Source organism: Streptococcus sp. OMI870 (assembly GCF_047460295.1).
In the GTDB taxonomy this organism is placed as follows: Bacteria; Bacillota; Bacilli; order Lactobacillales; family Streptococcaceae; genus Streptococcus.
Genome location: NZ_JASHGM010000006.1, coordinates 1 through 24,634 on the forward strand (window position 1 = coordinate 1; position 24,634 = coordinate 24,634).

General features: G+C 42.0%; 36 protein-coding genes. 1 reads left to right on the plus strand and 35 read right to left on the minus strand.

Features of this window, described 5'->3' with window-relative positions; all coding sequences use genetic code 11:
• Positions 1–173 precede the first annotated feature (173 nt).
• The 31 genes from QM968_RS09005 to tgt form a co-directional block, all read right to left on the minus strand.
• Entirely contained in the window at positions 174–1,445 is a 1,272-nt protein-coding gene (locus tag QM968_RS09005; RefSeq protein ID WP_414383613.1) for a gamma-glutamylcysteine synthetase, read from the minus strand.
• A 254-nt stretch (positions 1,446–1,699) separates the two neighbouring features.
• Complete coding sequence (gene rplQ / locus QM968_RS09010; RefSeq protein WP_003002399.1) at positions 1,700–2,086, minus strand: 50S ribosomal protein L17; 387 nt, start codon at positions 2,084–2,086, stop codon at positions 1,700–1,702.
• Between the two features lie 11 nt (positions 2,087–2,097).
• Complete coding sequence (locus QM968_RS09015) at positions 2,098–3,036, minus strand: DNA-directed RNA polymerase subunit alpha (protein WP_009732031.1); 939 nt, start codon at positions 3,034–3,036, stop codon at positions 2,098–2,100.
• A gap of 45 nt (positions 3,037–3,081) precedes the next feature.
• The gene (gene rpsK, locus QM968_RS09020) at positions 3,082–3,465 is read right to left on the minus strand and encodes a 30S ribosomal protein S11 (protein ID WP_001118385.1); all 384 of its coding nucleotides are present in this window, start codon (positions 3,463–3,465) and stop codon (positions 3,082–3,084) included.
• Between the two features lie 23 nt (positions 3,466–3,488).
• Positions 3,489–3,854: a 30S ribosomal protein S13 gene (gene rpsM / locus QM968_RS09025; RefSeq protein WP_003009631.1), complete on the minus strand. Its 366-nt coding sequence runs from the start codon at positions 3,852–3,854 to the stop codon at positions 3,489–3,491.
• Positions 3,855–3,871: 17 nt separating this feature from the next.
• Positions 3,872–3,988: a 50S ribosomal protein L36 gene (gene rpmJ / locus QM968_RS09030; protein WP_001808836.1), complete on the minus strand. Its 117-nt coding sequence runs from the start codon at positions 3,986–3,988 to the stop codon at positions 3,872–3,874.
• Positions 3,989–4,011: 23 nt separating this feature from the next.
• On the minus strand, positions 4,012–4,230 hold the full coding sequence (gene infA / locus QM968_RS09035; RefSeq protein ID WP_001029883.1) for a translation initiation factor IF-1: 219 nt from the start codon (positions 4,228–4,230) through the stop codon (positions 4,012–4,014).
• Between the two features lie 116 nt (positions 4,231–4,346).
• Positions 4,347–4,985 carry an adenylate kinase gene (locus QM968_RS09040; protein ID WP_009732030.1) on the minus strand — a complete coding sequence of 213 codons (639 nt, stop codon included), beginning with the start codon at positions 4,983–4,985 and terminating at the stop codon, positions 4,347–4,349.
• Positions 4,986–5,081: 96 nt separating this feature from the next.
• Complete coding sequence (gene secY, locus QM968_RS09045) at positions 5,082–6,392, minus strand: preprotein translocase subunit SecY (RefSeq protein ID WP_009732029.1); 1,311 nt, start codon at positions 6,390–6,392, stop codon at positions 5,082–5,084.
• A gap of 12 nt (positions 6,393–6,404) precedes the next feature.
• Positions 6,405–6,845: a 50S ribosomal protein L15 gene (gene rplO / locus QM968_RS09050; RefSeq protein ID WP_009732028.1), complete on the minus strand. Its 441-nt coding sequence runs from the start codon at positions 6,843–6,845 to the stop codon at positions 6,405–6,407.
• A gap of 145 nt (positions 6,846–6,990) precedes the next feature.
• Positions 6,991–7,173, minus strand: a complete 183-nt coding sequence (rpmD, locus tag QM968_RS09055; protein ID WP_002894509.1) for a 50S ribosomal protein L30 — start codon at positions 7,171–7,173, stop codon at positions 6,991–6,993.
• A 14-nt stretch (positions 7,174–7,187) separates the two neighbouring features.
• A complete protein-coding gene (rpsE, locus tag QM968_RS09060) occupies positions 7,188–7,682 on the minus strand; it encodes a 30S ribosomal protein S5 (protein ID WP_006595182.1) in 495 nt (164 codons plus the stop codon).
• 17 nt (positions 7,683–7,699) lie between these two features.
• On the minus strand, positions 7,700–8,056 hold the full coding sequence (gene rplR, locus QM968_RS09065; RefSeq protein WP_003010871.1) for a 50S ribosomal protein L18: 357 nt from the start codon (positions 8,054–8,056) through the stop codon (positions 7,700–7,702).
• 83 nt (positions 8,057–8,139) lie between these two features.
• Positions 8,140–8,676: a 50S ribosomal protein L6 gene (gene rplF, locus QM968_RS09070; RefSeq protein ID WP_009732027.1), complete on the minus strand. Its 537-nt coding sequence runs from the start codon at positions 8,674–8,676 to the stop codon at positions 8,140–8,142.
• Between the two features lie 192 nt (positions 8,677–8,868).
• Positions 8,869–9,267 carry a 30S ribosomal protein S8 gene (gene rpsH / locus QM968_RS09075; RefSeq protein ID WP_003010897.1) on the minus strand — a complete coding sequence of 133 codons (399 nt, stop codon included), beginning with the start codon at positions 9,265–9,267 and terminating at the stop codon, positions 8,869–8,871.
• A gap of 213 nt (positions 9,268–9,480) precedes the next feature.
• Complete coding sequence (locus tag QM968_RS09080; protein WP_001085699.1) at positions 9,481–9,666, minus strand: type Z 30S ribosomal protein S14; 186 nt, start codon at positions 9,664–9,666, stop codon at positions 9,481–9,483.
• Positions 9,667–9,683: 17 nt separating this feature from the next.
• Entirely contained in the window at positions 9,684–10,226 is a 543-nt protein-coding gene (gene rplE / locus QM968_RS09085) for a 50S ribosomal protein L5 (protein ID WP_003009606.1), read from the minus strand.
• Positions 10,227–10,249: 23 nt separating this feature from the next.
• The gene (gene rplX / locus QM968_RS09090; protein ID WP_003002315.1) at positions 10,250–10,555 is read right to left on the minus strand and encodes a 50S ribosomal protein L24; all 306 of its coding nucleotides are present in this window, start codon (positions 10,553–10,555) and stop codon (positions 10,250–10,252) included.
• A 74-nt stretch (positions 10,556–10,629) separates the two neighbouring features.
• Positions 10,630–10,998 carry a 50S ribosomal protein L14 gene (gene rplN, locus QM968_RS09095; protein ID WP_003002384.1) on the minus strand — a complete coding sequence of 123 codons (369 nt, stop codon included), beginning with the start codon at positions 10,996–10,998 and terminating at the stop codon, positions 10,630–10,632.
• 25 nt (positions 10,999–11,023) lie between these two features.
• Positions 11,024–11,284 (minus strand): 30S ribosomal protein S17, encoded by a 261-nt coding sequence (gene rpsQ, locus QM968_RS09100; RefSeq protein WP_000440801.1) that lies wholly within the window; start codon positions 11,282–11,284, stop codon positions 11,024–11,026.
• A 23-nt stretch (positions 11,285–11,307) separates the two neighbouring features.
• Complete coding sequence (rpmC, locus tag QM968_RS09105; RefSeq protein WP_003002350.1) at positions 11,308–11,514, minus strand: 50S ribosomal protein L29; 207 nt, start codon at positions 11,512–11,514, stop codon at positions 11,308–11,310.
• 9 nt (positions 11,515–11,523) lie between these two features.
• A complete protein-coding gene (rplP, locus tag QM968_RS09110) occupies positions 11,524–11,937 on the minus strand; it encodes a 50S ribosomal protein L16 (protein WP_000960947.1) in 414 nt (137 codons plus the stop codon).
• Between the two features lie 3 nt (positions 11,938–11,940).
• Entirely contained in the window at positions 11,941–12,594 is a 654-nt protein-coding gene (rpsC, locus tag QM968_RS09115; protein WP_118228622.1) for a 30S ribosomal protein S3, read from the minus strand.
• 12 nt (positions 12,595–12,606) lie between these two features.
• Entirely contained in the window at positions 12,607–12,951 is a 345-nt protein-coding gene (gene rplV / locus QM968_RS09120) for a 50S ribosomal protein L22 (protein ID WP_000818139.1), read from the minus strand.
• A gap of 11 nt (positions 12,952–12,962) precedes the next feature.
• Positions 12,963–13,244, minus strand: coding sequence for a 30S ribosomal protein S19 (gene rpsS, locus QM968_RS09125; RefSeq protein WP_000533766.1), 282 nt, complete (start codon positions 13,242–13,244; stop codon positions 12,963–12,965).
• Between the two features lie 96 nt (positions 13,245–13,340).
• Positions 13,341–14,174, minus strand: a complete 834-nt coding sequence (gene rplB / locus QM968_RS09130; protein WP_000512900.1) for a 50S ribosomal protein L2 — start codon at positions 14,172–14,174, stop codon at positions 13,341–13,343.
• A gap of 17 nt (positions 14,175–14,191) precedes the next feature.
• A complete protein-coding gene (locus QM968_RS09135) occupies positions 14,192–14,488 on the minus strand; it encodes a 50S ribosomal protein L23 (RefSeq protein ID WP_003009593.1) in 297 nt (98 codons plus the stop codon).
• The gene (gene rplD / locus QM968_RS09140; protein WP_003009591.1) at positions 14,488–15,111 is read right to left on the minus strand and encodes a 50S ribosomal protein L4; all 624 of its coding nucleotides are present in this window, start codon (positions 15,109–15,111) and stop codon (positions 14,488–14,490) included. The genes QM968_RS09135 and rplD overlap by 1 nt, the downstream gene beginning before the upstream one ends.
• Before the next feature lie 24 nt (positions 15,112–15,135).
• Positions 15,136–15,762: a 50S ribosomal protein L3 gene (gene rplC, locus QM968_RS09145; protein ID WP_414383616.1), complete on the minus strand. Its 627-nt coding sequence runs from the start codon at positions 15,760–15,762 to the stop codon at positions 15,136–15,138.
• Positions 15,763–15,843: 81 nt separating this feature from the next.
• On the minus strand, positions 15,844–16,152 hold the full coding sequence (rpsJ, locus tag QM968_RS09150) for a 30S ribosomal protein S10 (protein WP_003009585.1): 309 nt from the start codon (positions 16,150–16,152) through the stop codon (positions 15,844–15,846).
• A 378-nt stretch (positions 16,153–16,530) separates the two neighbouring features.
• Positions 16,531–17,673 carry a tRNA guanosine(34) transglycosylase Tgt gene (gene tgt, locus QM968_RS09155; protein ID WP_009732026.1) on the minus strand — a complete coding sequence of 381 codons (1,143 nt, stop codon included), beginning with the start codon at positions 17,671–17,673 and terminating at the stop codon, positions 16,531–16,533.
• Between the two features lie 154 nt (positions 17,674–17,827).
• Here tgt and QM968_RS09160 point away from each other — a divergent pair, with 154 nt between their 5' ends.
• On the plus strand, positions 17,828–18,697 hold the full coding sequence (locus QM968_RS09160; protein WP_414383618.1) for a DUF975 family protein: 870 nt from the start codon (positions 17,828–17,830) through the stop codon (positions 18,695–18,697).
• 69 nt (positions 18,698–18,766) lie between these two features.
• On the opposite strand, the gene QM968_RS09165 is transcribed toward QM968_RS09160, so the two are convergent.
• The 4 genes from QM968_RS09165 to trpA all read right to left on the minus strand — a co-directional run bounded on the left by QM968_RS09165 (position 18,767) and on the right by trpA (position 24,633).
• Positions 18,767–19,219 carry a CoA-binding protein gene (locus QM968_RS09165; RefSeq protein ID WP_414383620.1) on the minus strand — a complete coding sequence of 151 codons (453 nt, stop codon included), beginning with the start codon at positions 19,217–19,219 and terminating at the stop codon, positions 18,767–18,769.
• 134 nt (positions 19,220–19,353) lie between these two features.
• Positions 19,354–21,999, minus strand: a complete 2,646-nt coding sequence (gene polA / locus QM968_RS09170; protein ID WP_414383622.1) for a DNA polymerase I — start codon at positions 21,997–21,999, stop codon at positions 19,354–19,356.
• Positions 22,000–22,256: 257 nt separating this feature from the next.
• A complete protein-coding gene (locus tag QM968_RS09175) occupies positions 22,257–23,720 on the minus strand; it encodes an alpha-L-fucosidase (protein WP_414383624.1) in 1,464 nt (487 codons plus the stop codon).
• Between the two features lie 136 nt (positions 23,721–23,856).
• Positions 23,857–24,633: a tryptophan synthase subunit alpha gene (trpA, locus tag QM968_RS09180; RefSeq protein WP_414383626.1), complete on the minus strand. Its 777-nt coding sequence runs from the start codon at positions 24,631–24,633 to the stop codon at positions 23,857–23,859.
• Position 24,634 lies beyond the last annotated feature (1 nt).

The window sequence follows — 24,634 nt, forward strand, 5'->3', positions numbered from 1 at the left end:
CGTCTTGTTCAGTTTTCAAAGGTCTTTGTCGCTCTCTCGCGACAACTATATTAGTATATCACGTACACTTTTACTTGTCAATAACTTTTTTTAAAAAATTTTACTTTTTTGAAAGTTTTTTTAAAATGATAAATTGTAAAAAGAAAAAAACCTGTAAACACAAGCTTTTTATCTCAATCTATCTCCTTATTAATCAATAAGTATTGTTCTTCACCATATTCTCTTTCTAATAATCCTGCTTTAGATATTTCAATAAGATCTTTTGAAAACTTTTTTATACTTTCCGTTTCTTTTTCACTTAATTTTTTCTTTGAGTATTTTTTTCGGAGCTCTCGATAGTTTGTTCCTTCCGTTGCAAAAAATGGACAGGTCTCTAAATAGTTTTCTAGTTTCTCTAACTGAACGAATAGGCCTAATTCGAATGCTATTGGCGCAAATGTCCTTTCTAATGCTTGAGTACAGACACTTCTAAACTCTATCGTTCCCCGAGCTGTCAGATCTTGAAATTGGTAACTTCGATGGTGTTTTAGATCCTCTTCTAATGGTGTGATGATAACTTCTACTCCATCAGCTGTATAGGCCTTTATTTCCCTTTTTTCTAGATAGTTTTCAACTCGAATTGGTTTAAAATAAAGGGATTTGTTTTCCCGTATAGCGGTAAAGATAGCTGTTTTAGAAAGATGATGAAAAAAATCTTCTTCGTTTTTGTAGTCCTGTGGATATACGCCCACATTTTCTTTAAAATACCCATGCAATGATTTTTCCCAGAAAATATCTCTTGCGACTCTTGTATCCCATTCTTCTTCTATGAATTCTGAATTTGAAAACAAGTAAGCCTTTGCTGCTTCAATTTTATTAAAAGCATTAATGATCCGAAGATAATTATCTCGCCTAACATCCAATTGAACTTGGTTTCCGCAAATAAAGGCTCCATATGAAGGATAGCAGTGGGTTTGCATCTCTGTGTCTTTCATTGCAAGAAAAGCCATCAACATTTTGTATCGTTCAATTTTCACCGGACGATTATCGTTTTCTTTCCACTGAGGATGGATTCCTTTTCCTTGGATTTCATGGTTATCCTCTTGTAAAATGGGTTGTATCACACTTAAATAGGAATCAAAGCGTTCAGCAACCTCACGAATAGAATGAGCTCTATCAAATGCAAATTCAATTGTATTGTAACTTAATTCAAATAAGATGCGATCTTTTGATGCTATATGAACTAATTGTATAGGGTTATTGTCTTGATCTTTTTTTTCGATCTCAAATTCAGGAAAATCTGCTAAGGTTTGAAATAATTTTTTCGTTACTTCAATATTTGTTTTGTTTCCGTTTATTTCTACGATTGGAAACTCTAACTCGACGCCAACAAAGAGTTCAGTGCTTTCTTTCATGTTACTTAGGTATTTATCTTTTAGTAATTTGATTGCTTGTTGTTTTGTCATTGAATCCGTTTCTTCTATTTAAGATATGGCTTTCATTATATCATTTTTTGTTTTTATAGACTACTGATGAAAACAAAAAACAAAACGCCTGCTTACGAAATTGTTTTAATTTAAAGCAATTTCGTAAACAAGCGTCTACTATTCATCTAGTATGATGAGTGTTCCCGCTGGGGAAAATCCCCAGCGGTAGACCAGAGCTAGACTAAGAATAACAGTGTATTCCATCATCATAACACTCAACAAAATTGATGATATTATACCAATTCGATGATAGCCATTGGCGCAGCATCACCACGGCGTGGTTCAGTTTTAAGGATACGAGTATATCCACCATTGCGCTCAGCATAACGAGGTGCTAATTCAGAGAACAATTTTTGAAGTGCAGTTGTTTCTGAATATTTACCTGTTTCTTCATCAAAGTTTTGTGATGCAACTTCGTTACGTACGAATGCAGCAGCTTGACGACGTGCATGCAAATCACCACGTTTACCCAAAGTAATCATTTTTTCAACTGATTTACGGATTTCTTTTGCACGTGCTTCAGTTGTTACAATTGCTTCATTGATGATAAGATCTGTAGTCAAATCGCGAAGCATTGCTTTACGTTGTGAGCTAGTGCGTCCTAGTTTACGGTAAGCCATGTATTCCTCCTCTATTTATCGTTTTTTAACCCAAGGCCTAAGTCGGCAAGTTTGATTTTAACTTCCTCAAGACTCTTACGTCCCAAGTTACGAACTTTCATCATTTCTGCTTCAGATTTTTCAGTCAAATCGTAAACAGTATTAATGCCAGCACGTTTCAAACAGTTGTATGAACGAACTGAAAGATCTAATTCTTCGATGGTACGTTCTAAAATGCGATCATCAGAAGTTGTATCTACTTCCTTCATGACATCTGTTGCAATAGCAATTTCAGTCAAGTTTGTAAATAGATTAAGGTGTTCTGTCAAAATACGAGCAGACAAACCTAAGGCATCTTCTGGAATAATTGTCCCATTTGTCAAAATTTCAAGGGTTAGCTTGTCAAATCCATCGTTGCTACCAACGCGAGCTGGTTCAACTTGGTAATTGACTTTTGTCACTGGCGTATAGATTGAATCTACAGCAAGTGTGCCCACTGGTGCATCATCTTTTTTGTTTTGATCAGCTGGAACATAGCCACGTCCACTGTTTACAGTAAGCGTTGCTTTCAAAGATGCTCCTTCTCCGATTGTAAATAGATAATGATCAGGGTTTACAATTTCGATGTCACTATCTGTAAGAATATCACCAGCAGTAATTTCTGCAGGTCCTTCTACATCAAGTTCAATAATCTTTTCGTCTTGGACGTAAGACTTAACAGCGATTCCTTTAACGTTAAGAATAATTTGCATAACGTCTTCACGGACTCCTGGAACGGTATCAAATTCGTGGAGTACACCTTCAATGTTGATTGAAGTGACAGCTGCACCTGGAAGTGAAGCTAGAAGTACACGACGAAGTGAGTTTCCAAGCGTTGTACCATAACCACGTTCAAGTGGCTCTACTACAAATACGCCATAATCTTTATTTTCATCAATTTTTGTTATATTTGGTTTTTCAAACTCAATCATTTGCTATACTCCCTCTTAAACGAAAAGCTGTGTAATTGTTGATGATTATACACGGCGACGTTTTGGAGGACGAGCACCATTGTGTGGTACAGGAGTTACATCGCGGATTGCAGTTACTTCAAGACCAGCAGCAGCAAGTGCACGAATAGCAGACTCACGACCTGAACCAGGACCTTTAACAGTTACTTCAACAGATTTAAGTCCATGTTCTTGAGCAGATTTCGCAGCAGCTTCTGAAGCCATTTGAGCAGCAAATGGTGTAGATTTACGAGAACCTTTGAATCCAAGTGCACCTGCAGATGACCAAGCGATTGCGTTACCATGCACATCAGTAATCATAACAATTGTGTTGTTAAATGTAGCGTGAATATGAGCAATACCAGATTCGATATTCTTTTTCACACGACGTTTACGTGTTGGTTTAGCCAAGATTTTTACCTCCTTATTTTATTTTATTTTTTCTTACCTGCAATCGCAACAGCTTTACCTTTACGAGTGCGAGCATTGTTTTTAGTGTTTTGTCCACGAACTGGAAGTCCACGACGGTGACGGATACCACGGTATGAACCGATTTCCATCAAACGTTTGATGTTCAAGTTTACTTCACGACGAAGGTCACCTTCAACTTTAATTGCGTCAACTTCACGACGGATAGCATCTTCTTGATCTGGTGTAAGGTCACGAACACGAATATCTTCAGAAACGCCTGCAGCAGCAAGAATTTTCTTAGATGTTGGAAGTCCAATACCGTATACATAAGTCAATGAAATTACTACACGTTTGTCATTTGGAATGTCAACTCCAGCAATACGAGCCATGTTTTCTCCTTTCTATCTTATCCTTGACGTTGTTTGTGTTTTGGATTTGCTGGGCAAATTACCATAACACGACCATTACGACGAATTACTTTACAGTATTCGCAAATTGGTTTGACCGATGGTCTTACTTTCATTTTTATCCCTCCAAGTTTTTCGATTATTTAAAGCGGTATGTGATACGTCCACGTGTCAAATCGTACGGACTCATCTCCACTGTAACACGATCTCCCGCTAAAATACGAATATAGTTTTTACGAATTTTACCAGAAACTGTTGCTAAAATCTGATGTCCATTTTCAAGTTCAACCGTAAACATAGCATTCGGCATTGTATCGACTACTTTGCCTTCTACTTCAATCACATCGTCTTTTGCCACGCAAAAGTACCTCCATAAATTTCGATTCATTCCTCTGAGCACAGAGGTAACAATTATAAGTCAGACTAACTAATTGTAACACTTGTTGTCAAATATTGCAAGTGACTAAAACGTTTTTATTTCAAATTCTCTAAGACTTTTTGGATATCTTTGAAGACGTCGTTGATGTCTTGATTTCCTTCAATATCATGTACCAATCCTTTTCCACGATAATGAGCAAGAATCGGCTCACCTTGAGCAATATTCACATCCAAGCGGCGTTTCACTGTTTCTGGTTTGTCATCTTCACGTTGGTAATAGTCTTCTTCCTTGTAGTCAGCTGGTGGGTTGAATACTTTATGGTAAGTTTCACCTGTTTCGCGGTGAATAATACGACCACTCAAGCGTTCAAGAAGGCAAGATGGATCCACTTCGATATTGATTACTCCCTCAAGCTCCAAACCAAGATCAACCAAGATTTGATCCAAGGCATGAGCTTGTTCGATCGTGCGAGGAAAACCATCCAAAAGGAATCCTTTTTCCTTAATGTCGTCTTGAGCCAAACGTTCTTTTACAATCCCGTTTGTCACATCATCTGGCACCAATTCACCTTTGTCGATGAATGATTTTGCCAATACACCCATTTCAGTTTGGTTAGCCATTGCTGCGCGGAACATATCACCGGTAGAAATATGCGCTACGTGAAACTCTTCCACGATTTTCGCTGCTTGGGTCCCCTTACCTGCTCCAGGCAATCCCATAATTAAAAGATTCATGATGAATCCTCCTTATTTTGTTTTTAAATGGAAGCAGGAGCAAATTCCTATTTCCATTTAATAACAAAATAGAAGGCTGACAAAGTCAACCTTATTCTATTCTGTTGTTGTGTCCATAAATCCGACATACTTACGTTTTAATAAGTAGCCTTCCAATTGTTTCATTCCTTCAATACCTGTTGAAATAATGATTAACAAACTCGTTCCTCCAAGAGCAACCGCATCTGTTAAACCAAATACATCACGAGCTAAGATTGGAATGATGGTAATAAAGCCAAGGAATACTGATCCAACACATGCTAAACGACGTAGCAAGCGAGACATAAATTCTTCTGTTCCCTTACCTGGGCGAACACCTGGAATATAGGCACCGCTCTTTTGAAGGTTTTCTGCCGTTTTTTCAGGATTGATCTGAACAAACGTATAGAAGAATGTAAATAGAATGATCAGTAAGGCGTACATAGCAACACCCGTAGGTGTGTTTGTAGCCAACATGGCTTGTGCTGTTTTCACCCATCCTGCATTATAACCCATGGCGCTAATGACTTGAAAAATTGCAGCAGGTGCTGCTGTAATCGAACTAGCAAAGATAACTGGGATAACTCCCGCTGGGTTAACTTTTAAAGGTAGGTAAGAACTTGATGGAGCTCCTTGGGCAATCTTTGTATATTGGATTGGAATCTTGTATTGAGCTTGCTCTACAAAGGTTGTAAAGTAAACAATGACCAAGATAGCAAGGATTAATACTCCAACAAAGATAAGTGAATTGGTCAATTGACCAGAGCGAACATTTACAAATGCATTTTCATAGATTTCTTTGATCATCTCCGGAATCGATGACACAATCCCTGCAAAGATAATCATTGAAACACCATTTCCGTATCCTTTATCGGAGATTTGCTCTCCGAGCCAAGTGACAATCATTGAACCAGTCGTTAGAATGGCACCGATCAAAAGATAGGTCTTGGTATTTGGAGTAGCTACCAATTTCGCTTGAGACAACGTATGGAAAGTCGCTGTAATCCCAATGGATTGGACAAAGGCTAAAAGCAAGGCGATGTATCGTGTTGCTTGATTTAGCTTTCTTCGACCAACTTCCCCCTGTTTGCCCCATTCGACAAACTTAGGTAACAGATCCATTTGTAAAAGTTGCACAACGATGGAAGCTGTGATGTATGGGCTAACCCCTAAAGCGAAAACTGAGAAGTTCCTCATAGCATTCCCAGAAACTAAACTGAGCATGTTCAAGAAGGACACATCTTGAAGGCTATTCAAAATTTTCGCATTTACACCAGGCACTGTAATCGTGGTTCCAATGCGGAAAACAAGAATGATAAAGATTGTAAATAAGATCTTTGAACGTACTTGTTTTACTTTAAATGCATCTTTTAATAATTTTAAAAACATAGGTCACCTCACTTAGATGACTTCAACTGAACCACCTTTAGCAGTGATAGCTTCTTCAGCTGATTTAGAGAATTTAGCTGCTTTTACAGTCAACTTCTTAGTCAATTCTCCGTTACCAAGAATTTTGATACCTGATTTTTCAGCTTTTACAATTCCTGATTCAACAAGTACTACTGGAGTTACTTCGGCACCATCGTCAAAGGCGTTCAATTGATCAAGGTTTACAATCGCATATTCTTTAGCGTTGATGTTTGTAAATCCACGTTTTGGAAGACGACGGAACAATGGAGTTTGTCCACCTTCAAAACCAAGACGTACACCGCCACCGCTACGAGCTTTTTGACCTTTTTGACCACGGCCAGAAGTTTTACCATTACCAGATGAAGTACCACGACCAACACGGTTGCGGACTTTACGTGAACCTGTAGCAGGTTGTAATTCATGAAGTTTCATTATTTATTTTCTCCTCTTTTGTAAATTGCTAACGCATGCAATCAGGAAAAGGTGTCCCGACTACAAACTCGCCTATACTTATATTTAGTTTTAGGGGATGAGAAACTTCCCATACCCCTGAAAACCTTTTTCTATTATAAATAGATTATTTTACTTCTTCAACTGTTACCAAGTGAGATACTGCAGTGATCATTCCACGTACTGCTGGGTTATCTTCTTTAATAACAGAGCTGTTCAATTTGCCAAGTCCAAGTGCTACAACAGTTTTACGTTGTGACGGGATGCGTCCGATTGGAGACTTAGTCAAAGTAATTTTAATTTGAGCCATTTGAATCTCCTTTCTTAAGCCAAGTCAGAAACTGAAATACCACGAAGGGCAGCAACTTCTTCAGCGCGTTTCAATTGAGCTAATCCTTCCACTGTTGCACGAACAATGTTGATTGGAGTGTTTGATCCAAGTGATTTAGATGTTACATCTGCAATACCTGCCAATTCGACAACGGCACGAACTGCACCACCTGCAGCAACCCCAGCCCCTTCGATAGCTGGTTTCAACAATACACGAGCTCCACCAAATACTGATGTTACTTCGTGAGGAATTGTTGTTCCAACCATAGGAACTTCAATCAAGTTTTTCTTAGCATCTTCTACTGCTTTACGGATTGCTTCTGGTACTTCTTGAGCTTTACCTGTACCAAAACCAACACGTCCGTTACGGTCACCAACAACTACAAGAGCTGCAAAGCGAAGACGACGTCCACCTTTAACAACTTTTGTAACACGGTTGATGGCAACTACGCGTTCTTCAAGTTCAACTGCATTGTCTTTAAATGCCATTTTCTAGTGTCCTCCTATTAGAATTTCAATCCGTTTTCACGAGCTGCATCAGCCAAAGCTTTAACACGTCCGTGATATAGATATCCACCGCGGTCGAACACCACTTCAGAAATACCTTTAGCAACTGCACGTTCAGCAACAAGTTTGCCGACAACAACGGCTTGTTCAGTTTTAGTTCCTTTAGAAACTTCTTTGTCAAGAGTTGAAGCGCTTGCGAGCGTTACACCCGCTACGTCATCAATTACTTGAGCGTAGATGCCTGTATTAGAACGGAATACGTTCAAACGTGGGCGATCAGCAGTTCCAGAGAGTTTTCCGCGAACGCGACGGTGGCGTTTTTGACGGATTTTATTTTTATCTGGTTTCGAAATCACAATTTTCACCTCTTAATTTTAAAATCATGTGCTAAGCACTGAGTTGGAAAATAGGTGGGTGGTTGATAAGCAACCACTCAACATTATTTACCTGTTTTACCTTCTTTACGGCGAACGAATTCACCAACGTAACGGATCCCTTTACCTTTGTAAGGTTCTGGTGAACGAAGGCTACGTACGTAAGCAGCTGTTTGACCAACTACTTCTTTTGAAATTCCACTGATAACGATAGTCGTTGGGTTTGGAAGTTCAAAAGTAATTCCTTCTGGAGCTTCAACTTCATCTGGATGAGATTTACCTACAGCCAAGACAAGTTTATTTCCTTGAAGTTGTGCACGGTAACCAACCCCGCGCATTTCAAGTTCTTTCTTGAATCCTTCTGATACACCAACAACCATGTTGTTCAAAAGGGCACGAGTAGTTCCGTGGATAGTTTTCATTTCTTTTGAATCGTTTGGACGGTGAAGAGTTACTTCAGTACCTTCCACACGGATTTCAATATCTTTTGAGAACTCACGAGTAAGTTCTCCTTTAGGTCCTTTTACAGTTACTACGTTGTCATTGTTAGTGAGTTCAACACCAGCAGGCAACACGATAACTTTATTACCAATACGTGACATGTTTTTATTCTCCTGTTAAATTGTCAGGCCTTTGAAGGCCAGTTTTCACGGGGTTAAGATACTTATTTAGTTCAATAGCTAAACTGAACACGCTCTAAGAACTGTGCAAAATAGATAAGTTGGCTCGTTTGTAAACAAACTGCCCCAACTTCCTAATTTTGCTTTGTTCTTTACGAGCTTTGTATCTTGATTTTACCAAACGTAAGCGATAACCTCACCACCAACATTCTTTTGGCGTGCTTCTTTATCAGTAAGCAAACCTTCAGAAGTTGAAAGGATAGCAATTCCAAGTCCGTTAAGAACTTTTGGAAGATCTTCACGTTTTTTGTAAACACGCAAACCTGGTTTTGATACACGTTTCAAGTTTGTGATAACTTTTTCACCGTTTTGTCCGTATTTCAAGAATACACGGATGATGCCTTGTTTGTCATCTTCGATGAATTCAACGTTTTTTACAAAACCTTCGCGTTTAAGGATTTCAGCAATTCCTTTTTTGATGTTTGATGCAGGCACTTCAAGTACTTCGTGTTTTGCTTGGTTAGCGTTACGAATACGTGTAAGGAAGTCTGCGATTGGGTCAGTCATAACCATTTTTTATTTCTCCTCTTACTAGTAGTTTGCAAGTTGCACTTGCTAGTTAATGATTGAGCTAGGCTCAGAAAATTTTGATACATGCAAACGAGAATATACTCATTTGAACACGAGCCACAATCTGGGCAAAAAAGCTAGGTTTGATTCGGAACTCCGCTCCGTCACCAAATCTCCTATTTTTGCTGAGGTTGTTACGCTCTTTGTATCATACTATTACCAAGATGCTTTTGTGACACCTGGGATTTGACCTTTGTATGCCAATTCACGGAAGCAAACACGGCAAAGTTTAAACTTGCGGTAAACTGAGTGTGGACGTCCACAACGTTCACAGCGAGTGTATGCTTGAGTAGAGAACTTCGCTGGGCGTTTGTTCTTAGCAATCATAGATTTTTTAGCCATTAGTTTTACCTCCTATATTATTTTGCAAACGGCATACCGAGGCCAGTAAGCAATGCACGTGATTCTTCGTCTGTGTTCGCTGTAGTTACGATTACGATATCCAAACCACGAGTTTTATCAACATCATCAAAGTTGATTTCTGGGAAGATCAATTGTTCTTTCACACCAAGTGTGTAGTTTCCACGTCCATCAAATGATTTTGTTGGGACACCATGGAAGTCACGTACACGTGGAAGTGAAACTGTTACCAATTTATCCAAGAATTCGTACATACGTTCACCACGAAGGGTAACTTTTGCACCGATCGCAACACCTTCACGAAGACGGAAGCCGGCGATTGATTTTTTAGCCTTAGTGATCAATGGTTTTTGACCCGAGATCAAAGCAAGCTCTTCAGCAGCTTTTTCAAGGTTTTTAGCATTTGATACTGCATCACCAACACCCATGTTCAAGACAATTTTATCAACTTTTGGCACAGCCATAACAGATGAATAGTTGAACTGTTCAGTCAATGATGGTACTACTTCATTAAGGTATTTTTCTTTTAAACGATTAGCCATTATACTTCTCCTTTCCTTCGTGATTAGTCAAGCACTTCGCCTGATTTTTTGTTGTAGCGAACTTTTTTGCCGTCTACAAATTTGTAGCCAACACGTCCAGCAACACCGTTTTTGTCCAACACTTGAACGTTAGAAGCATGAATTGGAGCTTCTTTTTCAACGATAGCACCTTGAGGGTTTTCGTTATTTGGACGTTGGTGTTTCTTGATGATGTTTACACCTTCTACAACAACTTTATTTACTTTTGGAAGAGCAGTAAGAACAACAGCTTCTACGCCTTTGTCTTTACCAGCGATAACGCGAACTTTGTCGCCTTTTTTTACAAACATTTTATTCTCCTTTTATTCTTACGCCCGATGGGCACCCTGGCTAAGCCAGGGGACTGTGTTTGTTTTTTTATTGATTAAAGTACTTCTGGAGCAAGTGACACGATCTTCATGAAACCACCGTCACGCAATTCACGTGCAACTGGGCCAAAGATACGAGTTCCGCGAGGAGTTTTGTCGTCACGGATGATTACTGCTGCATTTTCGTCGAATTTGATGTATGAACCATCTTTACGACGAGCACCTGATTTAGTACGAACGATAACAGCTTTTACAACGTCACCTTTCTTAACCGCACCACCAGGAGTAGCTTGTTTTACTGATGCAACGATTACATCACCGATGCTCGCGAATTTACGTTTTGAACCACCAAGAACTTTGATTGTCAAGATTTCGCGTGCGCCACTGTTATCAGCGACTTTCAAACGAGTTTCTGTTTGAATCATTTACGTTTTCTCCTTTCAGGTATGATTAGATGATGACCGCTTCTTCAACGACTTCTACAAGACGGAAGCGTTTTGTAGCTGAAAGCGGACGAGTTTCCATGATACGAACGATATCGCCTTCTTTAGCAACATTGTTTTCATCATGAGCTTTGTATTTTTTAGAATAGTTGATACGTTTACCATAGACTGGGTGGTTACGTTTAGTTTCAACTACAACTGTGATTGTTTTGTCCATTTTGTCAGACACAACGCGTCCAACAAGAACTTTACGATTATTGCGTTCCATTGAAATTCTCCTTCCCTAGTCTATTATTTAGCTTCTGATTGAACAGTTTTGATACGAGCGATTTGTTTTTTCACTTCTTTCAAACGTCCAGTTTGTTCCAATTGACCAGCAGCCGCTTGGAAACGAAGTTCAAACAATTCTTTCTTCAATTCATTTTCACGCTTCGCGAGTTCTTCTTGAGAAAGACCACGAAGTTCTTTAACAAATTCTTTTACTTCTGTAAGTTTCATGACCTCTCCTTATTCTGCTTCACGTTTCACAAATTTAGTTTTAACTGGCAATTTGTGGCTAGCAAGACGAAGCGCTTCGCGTGCGATCTCTTCAGATACACCAGCAATTTCGAACATCACTTTACCACGTTTAACTGGTGCTACCCAACCTTCAGGAGCCCCTTTACCAGATCCCATACGTACCCCGATAGCTTTAGCGGTGTATGATTTGTGTGGGAAAATCTTAATCCAAACTTTACCACCACGTTTCATGTAACGAGTCATGGCGATACGAGCAGCTTCGATTTGACGGTTTGTGATCCAGTGGCTAGTTGTAGCTTGAAGACCGTATTCACCGAATGCTACTTCTTTTCCACCTTTTGCTTCACCGCGCATTTTACCACGGAATTCGCGACGGTGTTTTACACGTTTAGGTACTAACATTGGTTATTTACCTCCTTTAGCGTCTTTACGAGCTGGAAGAACTTCACCACGGTAGATCCATACTTTAACACCAAGTTTACCGTAAGTAGTGTCTGCTTCTTCCCAAGCGTAATCGATATCAGCGCGAAGTGTGTGAAGTGGAACAGTTCCTTCAGAGTATCCTTCTGCACGGGCAATATCTGCACCGTTCAAACGACCTGATACTTGAGTTTTGATTCCTTTAGCTCCAGCACGCATAGCACGTTGGATCGCTTGTTTTTGTGCACGACGGAAAGCAACACGTTGTTCCAATTGACGAGCAATTCCTTCACCAACAAGGTGAGCATCCAAGTCAGGACGTTTGATCTCAACGATGTTGATGTGTACTTGTTTACCAGTCAATTTGTTAAGAGCTGCACGAAGTGCATCAACGTTTGCTCCACCTTTACCGATAACCATACCTGGTTTAGCAGTGTGAAGTGAAACGTTAACTTTGTTTACTGCGCGTTCGATTTCAATAGTTGAAACGGCTGCGTCAGCCAATTCTTTTTGAATGAATTTACGGATTGCAAGATCTTCATGAAGGTAATCCGCGTATTCTTTTTCAGCATACCATTTGGCATCCCAATCACGGATGATACCAACACGCATACCAATTGGATGTACTTTTTGACCCACGAGTTTACCTCCTTATTTTTCTGCAACAGCTACTGTGATGTGAGCTGTACGTTTGTTGATTGGTGAAGCTGAACCTTTCGCACGTGGACGGAAACGTTTCATAGTTGGTCCTTCGTTTGCGAATGCTTCAGATACTACCAAGTTAGCTTTTTCCAAACCAAAGTTGTTTTCAGCGTTTGCTACTGCTGAGTTCAACACTTTAAGGATGATCCCTGCAGCTTTGTTTGGTGTGAATGTCAAAATAGCGATGGCATCGGCTACGCTTTTACCACGGATGTTGTCAAGAACAAGACGTGATTTACGAGGTGAAACACGCACTGTACGAGCCATTGCTTTAGCTGAAGTAATTTCTGCCATTTATGTTCTCCTTATTTTCTACGTGTCTTCTTGTCGTCTGCCGCGTGACCTTTGTAAGTACGAGTTGGTGCAAATTCACCAAGCTTGTGACCTACCATGTCTTCTTGGATGTAAACAGGTACATGTTTACGTCCATCATAAACTGCGATAGTGTATCCGATGAAACTTGGGAAGATCGTTGAACGACGTGACCAAGTTTTAATTACTTTTTTCTTTTCGTCGTTTGCTTGAGCTTCAACTTTTTTCATCAAATGCTCATCGACGAAAGGTCCTTTTTTAAGACTACGTCCCATTTTGTAATTTTCTCCTTTAAAATTTAGTACCACAGCGGCTTGCGCTGCTATGCAGCGCTACCGAGCTGGCGGAAAGTGTAAGCTAGTTGCTTATGATTATTTTTGGTTGCGACGACGAACGATAAGTTTGTCAGATTTCGCTTTCTTGTTACGAGTTTTAAGACCAAGCGCAGGTTTACCCCAAGGAGTAGATGGCGCTTTACGTCCAACTGGTGCTTTACCTTCACCACCACCGTGTGGGTGATCATTCGGGTTCATTACAGAACCACGAACTGTAGGGCGAACACCTTTCCAGCGGTTACGTCCCGCTTTACCAAGGTTTACAAGTCCATGTTGTTCGTTTCCGACAACACCAACTGTAGCACGGCAAGTTCCAAGAATCATACGAACTTCGCCTGATTGAAGACGAACAAGTACATATTTACCTTCAGAACCCAATACTTGAGCAGAAGCTCCAGCAGCACGTACCAATTCTCCACCTTTACCAGGTTTCAATTCAATGTTGTGGATCAAAGTACCAACTGGGATGTTAGCAAGTGGAAGAGCGTTTCCGACTTTGATATCTGCTTCTGGTCCTGATACGATACGTTGACCTACTTCAAGACCTTTAGGGGCAATGATGTAAGCTTTCACACCGTCAGTATAGTGTACAAGCGCGATGTTAGCTGAGCGGTTTGGATCGTATTCGATCGTTTTAACGACTGCTTCAACTCCATCTTTGTTACGTTTGAAATCGATCAAACGGTAATGACGTTTGTGTCCACCACCTTGGTGACGAACAGTGATACGACCGTTGTTGTTACGACCTGCTTTGTTTTTAAGAGAAACAAGCAAAGTTTTCTCAGGTGTGTTTGTTGTGATTTCAGCGAAATCCAAAGAAGTCATATTACGGCGACCGTTTGTTGTTGGTTTATAAACACGAATTCCCACGATATTTCCTCCTTAGATTATTCAGCTTCAGTAGCAAACAACTCGATTGCTTTAGAATCAGCTGCAAGCGTGATGATAGCTTTTTTAGTTTTTGAAGTAAAACCAGTGTAACGTCCAACGCGTTTTGCTTTAGGTTTTACGTTTACAGTGTTCACATTCGCAACTTTTACACCTTCAAACGCAGCTTCAACAGCTTGTTTGATCAAAAGTTTGTGAGCGCGAGTGTCAACTTCGAATACATATTTGCCTGCTTCAAGTTGAGCCATTGACTTTTCAGTGATAACAGGTTTTTTGATAACATCATACAAATTCATTATGCAAGAACCTCCTCGATTTTAGAGATAGCTGCTTGAGTAACAAGAAGTTTGTCACTATTTGCGATGTCAAGAACACTTGCAGTTGTAGCAGTCGCAACTTTCACGTTTGGAAGGTTACGAGCTGAAAGAGCTGCGAATTCGTTTCCTTCTTCAAGAATAACAAGGACTTTAGAATCGATGCTCAAAGCTGCAAGAACTTTTGCAAATTCAGCAGTTTTTGGAGCTGTAAATTCAAGAGAATCAACGGCTACAAATTTGTTTTCAGCAACTTTTTCTGAGTAAACAGATTTAAGTGCAAGGCGACGAACTTTTTGAGGAAGTTTGTACGCATAGCTACGTGGAGTTGGTCCGAAGACGATTCCACCACCACGCCATTGTGGAGAGCGGATAGAACCTTGACGAGCACGTCCAGTTCCTTTTTGACGCCATGGTTTGCGTCCGCCACCTGAAACGGCTGAGCGGTTTTTAACTGCGTGAGTTCCTTGACGAAGACTAGCACGTTGGCTGATGATCACATCAAATACAACTGCTTGGTTTGGTTCGATACCAAAGATCGCATCGTTAAGAACAACTTCGCCCGCTTGTTTACCAGTTTGGTCGAATAATGTTACATTTGCCATTTTGACTGTATTCCCCTTTCCTTATTATTTACCAGCTTTAACTGCTGACTTGATAGTGATAAGAGATTTCTTAGCACCTGGTACGTTACCTTTGATAAGGATAACGTTCTTTTCTGGAACAACTTGTACAACTTCAAGGTTTTGAATTGTTACACGATCGCCACCCATGCGTCCTGCAAGGTTTTTACCTTTGAATACGCGGTTAGGTGCAACAGGTCCCATAGAACCTGGACGACGGTGGTAACGAGAACCGTGAGCCATAGGTCCACGTGATTGTCCGTGGCGTTTGATAACACCTTGGAAACCTTTACCTTTAGAAGTACCAGTTACATCAACAATGTCTCCAGCTTCGAAAGTGTCAACTGTGATTTCAGCACCAACTTCCAAGCCTTCAACGTTTTTGAATTCACGAATGAAGCGCTTAGGAGCCGTGTTAGCTTTTGCTACATGTCCTTTAGCAGGTTTGTTGCTCAATACTTCGCGTTTGTCATCGAAACCAACTTGGATAGCGTTGTAACCATCTGTTTCAACAGTTTTAACTTGAAGAACAACGTTTGGAGTTACTTCGATAACTGTTACAGGGATCAATTCGCCAGCTTCAGTGAAGATTTGAGTCATTCCCACTTTTTTCCCTAAGATTCCTTTTGTCATGAGAAAATAGTTCCTTTTCTATAGTTTTTTATTCAAAAAGTTTTTAACGAGCGTTTTTCATGCTCTTGATCAAGCTTTAGATTAAAGTTTGATTTCTACGTTTACACCACTTGGGAGATCCAATTTCATCAAAGCGTCAACTGTTTTTTGAGTTGGGTTGATGATGTCGATCAAACGTTTGTGTGTACGCATTTCGAATTGTTCGCGAGAATCTTTGTATTTGTGAGTCGCACGAATAATTGTGTAGAGGCTACGCTCAGTTGGAAGTGGGATTGGACCCGCAACTTGTGCACCTGTACGAGTAGCTGATTCTACGATTTTTGCAGCCGCTGTGTCGAGTGTACGGTGTTCGTACGCTTTCAAACGGATGCGGATTTTTTTGTTTGCCATCTTTTTCTCCTTTTCGTCTATTTAAGATAATAGGCTAGCTCCACAAGAAAACCGACGCGCGTTGCGTGGCAATGCAACCGAGCGTGTCGCAACCTCTTGCATCAAAGCTAATAGCTGTTTTTCACAGCACCATAGTAGTTTAACACAATGAAAGCCTCAATGCAAGGGATTTGAGAAGATTTTTTTCGTTTTTTTAATGAAAGTGTTTTCTCAAAGGAAAACGTGCTAAAAAAGTTGCTATTATATAGAAAAAAGTTCTACTTTTTGTAGAACTTTCCATTCTTTTCAACATGAAACTGATCTTGTGATGTGTTGACAAGGCTATCTGCTTCATCTTTCATTTTTACCAAAGCGGTCTGTCATCTTTCGTGATTCATCCTAGAAATTCCGCCCTGACTTGTTATAGCCATATTTTTCGACGAAATGCTCCCGGAATTCTAAGAGATTGTCATCCATGATGGCTTGACGGACCTGCTTCATGAGGTTAATCAAGAAATAGAGGTTGTGATAACTAGTCAAGCGAATGCCGAAGGTCTCATCTGCCTTGAGGAGGTGGCGAAGATAAGCCCTGGTGTAATTCTTACAAGTGTAGCAATCACACTCGTGATCTAGTGGCGTAAAGTCTTCAGCAAATTGTGCATTTTTCACCACCAGGCGTCCTTGACTAGTCATACAGGTACCATTTCGCGCAATCCGCGTCGGCAAGACACAGTCAAACATGTCCACTCCACGAATAACGCCATCGATCAGACTGTCTGGAGCTCCTACTCCCATGAGATAGCGAGGCTTGTTCTCTGGCAAGAGCGGAGTTGTGAAATCCAGCACCGCATTCATCTCTTCATGGCTTTCCCCAACAGCTAACCCACCGATAGAATAGCCTGGGAAGTCCATACTGACCAGATCACTCGCAGACTGACGACGCAAGTCTTCAAAGCCAGCCCCTTGAACAATCCCAAAAAGGCCTTGATCATGAGGGCGACGGTGAGCCTTAAGGCCACGTTCTGCCCAACGACTGGTCCGTTCGATTGATTTTTTCACATAATCATAAGGCTGATAGAACTGGGGACATTCGTCAAAGGACATCATGATGTCACTACCTAGATTGTTTTGGATCGAGATGGCTTTTTCCGGAGAAAGGAACATTTTCGAGCCGTTGAGGTGGTTTTTAAAGGTCACCCCTTCTTCAGTGATATTGCGGGTATCCGCTAGTGAATAGACCTGGAAACCTCCACTATCCGTCAAAATTGGCTGATCCCAGTTCATGAACTGGTGCAGGCCTCCTGCTTTTGCGACCAAGTCATCCCCTGGACGAAGCCAGAGATGGTAAGTATTAGCCAAGATAATGCCCGAGCCCATCTCTTTAAGTTCTTCTGGCGATTGGGTCTTAACGGTTGCCTGAGTCCCTACAGGCATAAACATGGGGGTTGGGAAAGTCCCGTGGGGGGTGATGATTTCTCCTAACCGCGCTCCTGTATGCTTTTCTTTTTTGATTAATCGATATTGAATCGGTGAATCTGTCATGGTTACCTCCGTACTGGGAAAGACAGTCCCAGCCTTCTTTTTTCCTGTCACAGGATTTTTCCTGTGAGCACCTGTACGATTGTACCAAATTTTACCAGCTCTGTCACGGACTTATGTTATAATAAAAAGTATTACTATGAAGAGAGTATCATCTATGAACCTTAAATTAATTCGCCTTCGAGCACGCACCATGCAAGTCCAGCAACCGGGCTTAGCTATCCTATTTGCCCTGCCAGTCCTATTGACCATTCTTGCTAACTTTCTCTTAAGCGGGCAAAATCTGATTGATTTGCTAGCAGATATGACCTTACAGCAAGCAAGTATCTACATGATACAGCTACAGCTCTTTCCCTCTGTTGTTGCCTTCATCATCTCCATTTTAGTGGTTGGTGCGACTTTTAGCTATCTGGATGCGCTCAATCCCAAGATCGAACACCGAGCACGGGTCTTGGATATCTTTCAACAGGATCGCTTCACCCCTGTCTTCATCACATTGTTCTTAAAGCAAGTCATCCTCTTTTTATGGGGGCTCATCCTCTATGCCGGGAGTCTCGTTAGCACCTATGCTAGCACTCAATTCTTGGCTATTTACGACAAGGTCAGCAATCCCAGCACTTTGACGGCTGCTAGTCCTGAATTTCAGGCCATGATGCGTCAAATGCCTCTGATGACAGCAGGTGTCGTTCTAGGCCTGCTTGGTCTCCTCTTTTACTTGCCACAGTACTATAGTCTCAGCCTTGTCGAATTGATCCTCTACGAACAACTACGAGACGGCGACTACAAGGGAGCTTTGGGAGTCCTTCGTCAAAGTCGTGAAACCATGAAAGGCTTCCGCAGCAATCGCCTGGTACTCGATTTAACCTTGTTTGGATGGTACTTCCTGAATTACTTCACGCGCGATGTCATTGGTTTTTATACTATGCCTTATTTTATCAACTGCCAAATTGCATTTTACGATCAAATCAAGCAGATCAAACAAGGGCCGCGCCATTTCACAGGCCATCCAAGCTATGAAGTTAAATAAGATGAAGAAGAGAACCCCAGTTTCCTGCTGGGGTTCTCTTCTATAATTTTACTGTCAATTTCTTGTCACTTATACTCCGTATAGGGAGTCTCCTAAGATCAGTCGGGTGTGTTCCCGTTTGATACAGCGATTCATCACAATATCTTCTCGTCCAGCTCCACGAAGGATTTCTTCTGCTTCTTGATTTTCCAGCTCCAATTGTGCCCAAAAAATCTTCGCATCTGTCTCGATGAAGTCACGCGCCACATCTGGCAAAAATTCACTGCGACGGTAAACATCGACGATATCTAGTGGGAAAGGGATCTCCTGTAAGCTAGCGTACACCGTTTCTCCAAGGATCTGGCCACCAGCTACACGAGGGTTAACGGGAATAATCCGATAGCCCCGCTCTTGCATCTCCTTGCTAACACGATGACTGGTCGTCTCTTCACGGTCAGATAATCCAACCACAGCGATGATCTTGCTGGTTTCTAGGTAATGTTTGATAATGCCATCACTAGGATTGCGAAATGAATAAGCCATATGAATCTCCTTTTGTATGCGTTTCCTTTCTTTAAATAGTATAACAATACGGAAGGCATTGCAAGTGTTTGTCGTTAAAAGCGGTAGGAAACTGAAAAGTCTCCTACCGCTTTCTGTTTTGAACAAACTCAATTTTATTTGGCTTCATACCATGTCTTGCCTTCGTTTTCATCGGCTTCCAGTGGTACTGCAAGTTCGATAGCGGATTCCATGGTCTCTTTGACGAGTTCTTTGATCGCTGCCAGTTCATCACTTGGTACTTGCAGAACGATTTCATCGTGCACTTGAAGAAGCATCTTGGTCTTGTATGCTCCTCTTTCTAGCGCTTGGTCCAAGTGGATCATAGCAATTTTCAAGATATCGGCTGCCGATCCTTGGATCGGTGAGTTGATAGCCGTCCGCTCCGCAAAGCCTCGAACATTGAAGTTGCGAGAATTGATATCTGGAATCTCCCGACGACGCTTGAAGAGAGTCTCCACATAGCCTTTATCACGCGCTTCCCGCACCACTCTCTCCATATAGTCCTTGATGCCAGGGTAGCGTTCGAAGTAGGTCTCAATGTAGGCCTTAGCTTCTTTTCGGCTGATCCCTAGGTTGTTAGACAGTCCAAAGTCGGAAATTCCATAAACCACACCGAAGTTTACTGCCTTGGCATTGCGACGGTCATTCGGTGTCACGTCTTCTGGTTTTTCAATATTGAAGACCCGCATCGCAGTCGATGTATGGATATCTGCCCCATGTTTAAAGGCATCAATCAAATGCTCATCTCCCGAAATATGGGCTAAGACGCGCAATTCGATCTGTGAATAGTCTGAACTCAACAAGACACTGTTTTCCTCTTCTGGGACAAAGGCCTTGCGAATAAGACGGCCTTGCTCCAAACGGACAGGGATATTTTGCAGGTTGGGATCCACGCTGGACAAGCGTCCTGTCTGCGTTAAATCCTGTACATAGCGGGTATGGATCTTTCCATCTTCCAAAATCCAGTCTTGAAGACCGATGACATAGGTCGATTGGATCTTAGCAATTTGGCGGTATTCAAGAATCTTAGACACGATCGGGGCGATTGGAGCCAGGCGTTCCAAGACATCAACAGCTGTGGAATAGCCGGTTTTGGTCTTCTTGGTGTATTCAAGAGGGAGTTTCAATTTTTCAAAGAGGATGACACCCAATTGTTTTGGAGAATTGATATTAAATTCTTCTCCAGCAAGCTCATAGATTTCTTGAGTCAAGCGCTCCAAGACTGCTTCGTTTTCCACCTGCATATCTTGAAGGGTCTGGCGTTCCACCTTAATCCCCGCGATTTCCATCTTGGCCAAAACAGCTGCTAGTGGTTGCTCCATATCATAGAGCAGATCTAGTTGGTCGTGAGCTTTTAGTTGCTCCATCATAGGCTCTTCAGTGTCTAGCAAAACAGCGACTTTTCGGGCCAAATGCTCTAATAGGACCGCCTTTTCTGGAATGGCTTTTTTTGCTCCCTTGCCATAAACGACTTCGTCCAGCGGTAGTGCAATCTGGCTATAGAGACTGGCAATGGTTGAAATTTCATTGTCCTCTACGGTCGATAAGAGATACTTGGCCAATCGACTGTCAAACGCGGGATTTTGAAGGGTAATGCCCAAGTGGGTAAGCAAGACTTTGGCCCGTTTGAAGTCATAGACCTTGAGCGGTGTTTTTTCTAAAAATTCTTTGAAAATCGGTGTTTGTAAAAGACCAGTATCTGTACTCGCGTAGAGCTGACCTTTTGTCCCCCATGCAAAACCAATGATGGGTTCTGTATGGTAGTTGTCACCAAACATCTCAAAATGGAAGAAACTATCTTCCGTGAGCATATCGGAAGTGACTTGCTCGACTTCTGTGTAGTCAAGGGCTACAGGAGTTGTCGCTTCTCCGCTCAAATCCAAGGCCTGACGGAGTTGCTTAAAGCCCATCTCCTCATAAAATTTGGCGAGATTTTCTAGATGAGGACCCGTATAGGTGATATCGTCCAGCCCAATTTCAATAGGCGCATTGGTATCGATGGTCGCCAAAGTCTTAGACAGATAGGCCTGTTCCTTATCGTTGATGAGGTTTTCCTTCATCTTAGAAGCCTTCATCTCATCGATATGCTCATAAATGCCATCGAGAGAGCCGTATTCTAGGAGTAGTTTAATCCCGGTCTTTTCTCCAATCTTGGTGACACCTGGGATATTATCCGACTTATCTCCCATCAAGGCCTTGAGGTCGATAAATTGCTCTGGTGTCAGTCCCATCTTCTCTTTCAGATAGGCTGGAGTGAATTCTTCAAACTCTGCCACTCCTTTTTTTGAGATTTCAACCACTGTGTTGTCATCTGTCAGCTGGATCAAATCTTTATCCCCAGAAACGATGGTCACATCAAAAGGAACAGAAGTTGATTCTGCCAACTTGTCCAGCGTTCCAATAATATCATCTGCTTCATATTGAGCTAGCTCATAGTGGCGAATTCCTAGATGGTCTAATTGCTCGCGAATGAAAGGGAACTGCTCACGGAATTCATCTGGTGTTTTTGCACGGCCCCCTTTGTAGTCGGCATACATCTCCGTCCGAAAAGTGGTCTTTCCTGCATCGAAAGCAACAAGAACATGGGTCGGTTGGATGCGCTCTAAGAGATGGCTCAACATAAGGTTAAAGCCATAGACCGCATTGGTATGCAGACCATTGGCATTTTTGAAGCGATCGATTTGATTATAAAGTGCGAAAAAGGCACGAAATGCGACGGAAGACCCGTCGATGAGTAACAATTTATTCTTTTTTTCCATAGGCCTATTATACCACGAATCACAAGGTCCCTGGTACATAAAAACTCTACCCTTTCAGGTAGAGCCTTCTTTAGGAGTTTCTTATGAAAAATGAAGAGAAGCGTTTATTCGCCGTAACAAGACCCTTGTTGTGGTAATTTCTTAAAGCGTTTTGGATAATTGACTGAGATTTTCATTTTCTGCACCTTATTTCTTATTGGATGAGTACAGTATACAAGAGAAACCTAAATGATTCCTTATAGAAAGCTTCAAGAAAACTAAAAACTGAGACGCAAAACACGCGGTTGTTTTTTGCTGCAAGCTGGTAACTGAAGGTGGAGCCCTTGGTCATCTTGGCTCCAAGAAAGGGGCTGGCTTTTTCCAAGGAGCTCTACCTGCCGAATACGCGCATGAAGGATTCTCGGTTGCTTGAGATCATAGGCGAGAGACGGCAAGGTCAACTCTTCTGTCCGTCCACTTGGTTCCAGCTGGATAGCATAAAGTAGGCCTTCACGCATGGTATAGCGGAAATCTTGGTTGGTATAGAGTGGCGCTTCCCCATCTGAGAAGGAACCTTCCTGGGCCTCGGTCGGTCCGTCCGATGACACCCGCCAAGGCCGGCTCTGATAAATGGCTTCTCCATTTACCGCCAGCCAGTCTCCGATCTCTGTAAGGATGTCTTGATCTTGCTCAGGGATGGTGCCATCTGCCTTGGGTCCAATATTGAGCAGAAGATTGCCATTTTTGGCCACAACATCAACTAAATTTTGCAACAATTCCTTACTGGTCTTATAGGCAAGACCCTGGGTATAGCACCAAGAATTACGGGCAATCGCAGTATCCATTTGCCACGGAAAAGCTTGCGTCTCCCCGTAGCCCCCCCGCTCCATCTCGACGATTCCTGAACCAAAAGGTAGGGCATCCTGTTTGTAACAAACGGCCACCTCGCAATCCTCTTGTGCTGCTAGATTGTAATAATAAGCCAAAAAGCGCATTAAGTAGGGACGGAAACTCTCATGCTGGATCCACCAATCGAAATAAAGGAGCTCTGGCTGATAATCCCGCACCAGTTCACAGGTTCGCAAAAGCCAGTCTTCCAAAAACTCTTCACTTGGATAGGGCTTAGAGGTGAGATCAAAATGATCCTTCGGTTCTGGCTCTGCTGGCCAATAGAGGCTGTCTCTTGGGACTTCTTGCAGAATATCACTGGCAAACTCCTTGCCATGTGAAAAGAAAAACTGGTGCTCTGCCCGGTGAGAAGACGTACAGAAGTGTAGACCACGTTTTTCTGCTTCCGCCCTCAGCTCTCCCAAGACATCTCGTCTCGGCCCCATTTCTAAGCTATTATAAGGCGAGAGAGTAGAGGCATACATCTGAAAACCGTCGTGGTGCTCCGCAACTGGAAAAAGATACTGAGCTCCCGCTTTTTGAAAGAGATCCAGCCAAGATGCCGGATCAAATTGATCTGCTGTAAAAAGAGGAATGAGATCCTTGTAACCCAAGCTAGCCTGATCTCCAAAATGCTCTCGATGGTAGTCATAGCAAGGATTCCCTTGGATATACATATTTCGTGAATACCACTCTGATCCAAAGGCAGCTACACTGTAGACACCCCAGTGGATAAATATTCCAAATTTGGCATCCCGATACCAGTCTGGACAGACTTGATGGCTAAGAGAGTCCCAGCTTGGTTCAAAAGGGCCCGACTTGACGACTTGATCAATCTCTTCAAGGCTTATCATTCTCTTTTCCTCTTTTCTTGTTACTATCTCTATTGTAACGAGAAACCCTCGTTTGTAAAGACAAACGAGGGCAATGTTTAAAATAGTAGACAAAGAGCTTGTTCTAGGAGAATCAAGCTGATGATAAATGAACCTTCTAGCCCTTCACTGCTTGAGAAATAAAATGAGCGATGGCATCTGTCTCCCCTTGGTGGAGAGCCTTAACGATTTTAGATCCCACAATAACGCCATCTGAGACCTTGTTGAAACGGTGAATATCCTCCATGCTGGAAACTCCAAAACCTGTTAAAACAGGAATCGAAGCTATTTCGTGTAATTGGGCCAAGTGGTGGTCCAGATCGTCTCGATAGCTACCAGCTTTCCCCGTCACACCATTGACAGCAACAGCATAGATAAAGCCTTCTGCATCTTGGATCAATTTCTTTTGACGCTCGATTCCTGTGGTTAAGCTCACGAGCGGCACCAAGGCGATGTCTTTATCCGCTAATAGAGGCTCTACCAGATCCGCATGCTCATGAGGGAGATCGGGGATAATCACTCCCTTGACCGCTGTTCCTTCTAAATCTCTAAAGAAGTTTTCGAGACCATATTGGAACAAGGGATTGAAATAGGTCATGATGACCAAAGGAACAGTTGTCTCCAGACGCTGGATTGTTTGCACCAGTTCCTCTGTCGTCGTCCCATGGGCTAAACTTCGCAATCCTGCCTCTTCAATCACAGGGCCATCTGCCACTGGATCTGAAAAAGGAATGCCAACCTCAATAGCTGAGACACCAAGCTCCTCCAAAAATTGGATGGTTTCCTGCAAACCTGCTAAGCCTTTTTCATGATCTCCTGCCATGATATACGGAACAAAGATCCCTCGTTGCTGATCTTTCAGCTTTTGTAAATGCTCTGTTAAGGTCTTTCCCATC

Bases quoted from the DNA above. Each gene is read 5' to 3' on its own strand.
- QM968_RS09005 (WP_414383613.1), bottom strand. From the start codon at position 1,445: ATGACAAAACAACAAGCAATCAAATTACTAAAAGATAAATACCTAAGT.
- rplQ (WP_003002399.1), bottom strand. From the start codon at position 2,086: ATGGCTTACCGTAAACTAGGACGCACTAGCTCACAACGTAAAGCAATG.
- QM968_RS09015 (WP_009732031.1), bottom strand. From the start codon at position 3,036: ATGATTGAGTTTGAAAAACCAAATATAACAAAAATTGATGAAAATAAA.
- rpsM (WP_003009631.1), bottom strand. From the start codon at position 3,854: ATGGCTCGTATTGCTGGAGTTGACATTCCAAATGACAAACGTGTAGTA.
- rpmJ (WP_001808836.1), bottom strand. From the start codon at position 3,988: ATGAAAGTAAGACCATCGGTCAAACCAATTTGCGAATACTGTAAAGTA.
- QM968_RS09040 (WP_009732030.1), bottom strand. From the start codon at position 4,985: ATGAATCTTTTAATTATGGGATTGCCTGGAGCAGGTAAGGGGACCCAA.
- secY (WP_009732029.1), bottom strand. From the start codon at position 6,392: ATGTTTTTAAAATTATTAAAAGATGCATTTAAAGTAAAACAAGTACGT.
- rplO (WP_009732028.1), bottom strand. From the start codon at position 6,845: ATGAAACTTCATGAATTACAACCTGCTACAGGTTCACGTAAAGTCCGC.
- rpmD (WP_002894509.1), bottom strand. From the start codon at position 7,173: ATGGCTCAAATTAAAATTACTTTGACTAAGTCTCCAATCGGACGCATC.
- rpsE (WP_006595182.1), bottom strand. From the start codon at position 7,682: ATGGCATTTAAAGACAATGCAGTTGAACTTGAAGAACGCGTAGTTGCC.
- rplF (WP_009732027.1), bottom strand. From the start codon at position 8,676: ATGTCACGTATTGGTAATAAAGTTATCGTGTTGCCTGCTGGTGTTGAA.
- rpsH (WP_003010897.1), bottom strand. From the start codon at position 9,267: ATGGTTATGACTGACCCAATCGCAGACTTCCTTACACGTATTCGTAAC.
- QM968_RS09080 (WP_001085699.1), bottom strand. From the start codon at position 9,666: ATGGCTAAAAAATCTATGATTGCTAAGAACAAACGCCCAGCGAAGTTC.
- rplE (WP_003009606.1), bottom strand. From the start codon at position 10,226: ATGGCTAATCGTTTAAAAGAAAAATACCTTAATGAAGTAGTACCATCA.
- rplX (WP_003002315.1), bottom strand. From the start codon at position 10,555: ATGTTTGTAAAAAAAGGCGACAAAGTTCGCGTTATCGCTGGTAAAGAC.
- rplN (WP_003002384.1), bottom strand. From the start codon at position 10,998: ATGATTCAAACAGAAACTCGTTTGAAAGTCGCTGATAACAGTGGCGCA.
- rpsQ (WP_000440801.1), bottom strand. From the start codon at position 11,284: ATGGAACGCAATAATCGTAAAGTTCTTGTTGGACGCGTTGTGTCTGAC.
- rpmC (WP_003002350.1), bottom strand. From the start codon at position 11,514: ATGAAACTTACAGAAGTAAAAGAATTTGTTAAAGAACTTCGTGGTCTT.
- rplP (WP_000960947.1), bottom strand. From the start codon at position 11,937: ATGTTAGTACCTAAACGTGTAAAACACCGTCGCGAATTCCGTGGTAAA.
- rplV (WP_000818139.1), bottom strand. From the start codon at position 12,951: ATGGCAGAAATTACTTCAGCTAAAGCAATGGCTCGTACAGTGCGTGTT.
- rpsS (WP_000533766.1), bottom strand. From the start codon at position 13,244: ATGGGACGTAGTCTTAAAAAAGGACCTTTCGTCGATGAGCATTTGATG.
- QM968_RS09135 (WP_003009593.1), bottom strand. From the start codon at position 14,488: ATGAATTTGTATGATGTTATCAAAAAACCTGTTATCACTGAAAAGTCA.
- rplD (WP_003009591.1), bottom strand. From the start codon at position 15,111: ATGGCAAATGTAACATTATTCGACCAAACTGGTAAACAAGCGGGCGAA.
- rplC (WP_414383616.1), bottom strand. From the start codon at position 15,762: ATGACAAAAGGAATCTTAGGGAAAAAAGTGGGAATGACTCAAATCTTC.
- rpsJ (WP_003009585.1), bottom strand. From the start codon at position 16,152: ATGGCAAACAAAAAAATCCGCATCCGTTTGAAAGCGTACGAACACCGT.
- tgt (WP_009732026.1), bottom strand. From the start codon at position 17,673: ATGACAGATTCACCGATTCAATATCGATTAATCAAAAAAGAAAAGCAT.
- QM968_RS09160 (WP_414383618.1), top strand. From the start codon at position 17,828: ATGAACCTTAAATTAATTCGCCTTCGAGCACGCACCATGCAAGTCCAG.
- QM968_RS09165 (WP_414383620.1), bottom strand. From the start codon at position 19,219: ATGGCTTATTCATTTCGCAATCCTAGTGATGGCATTATCAAACATTAC.
- polA (WP_414383622.1), bottom strand. From the start codon at position 21,999: ATGGAAAAAAAGAATAAATTGTTACTCATCGACGGGTCTTCCGTCGCA.
- QM968_RS09175 (WP_414383624.1), bottom strand. From the start codon at position 23,720: ATGATAAGCCTTGAAGAGATTGATCAAGTCGTCAAGTCGGGCCCTTTT.
- trpA (WP_414383626.1), bottom strand. From the start codon at position 24,633: ATGGGAAAGACCTTAACAGAGCATTTACAAAAGCTGAAAGATCAGCAA.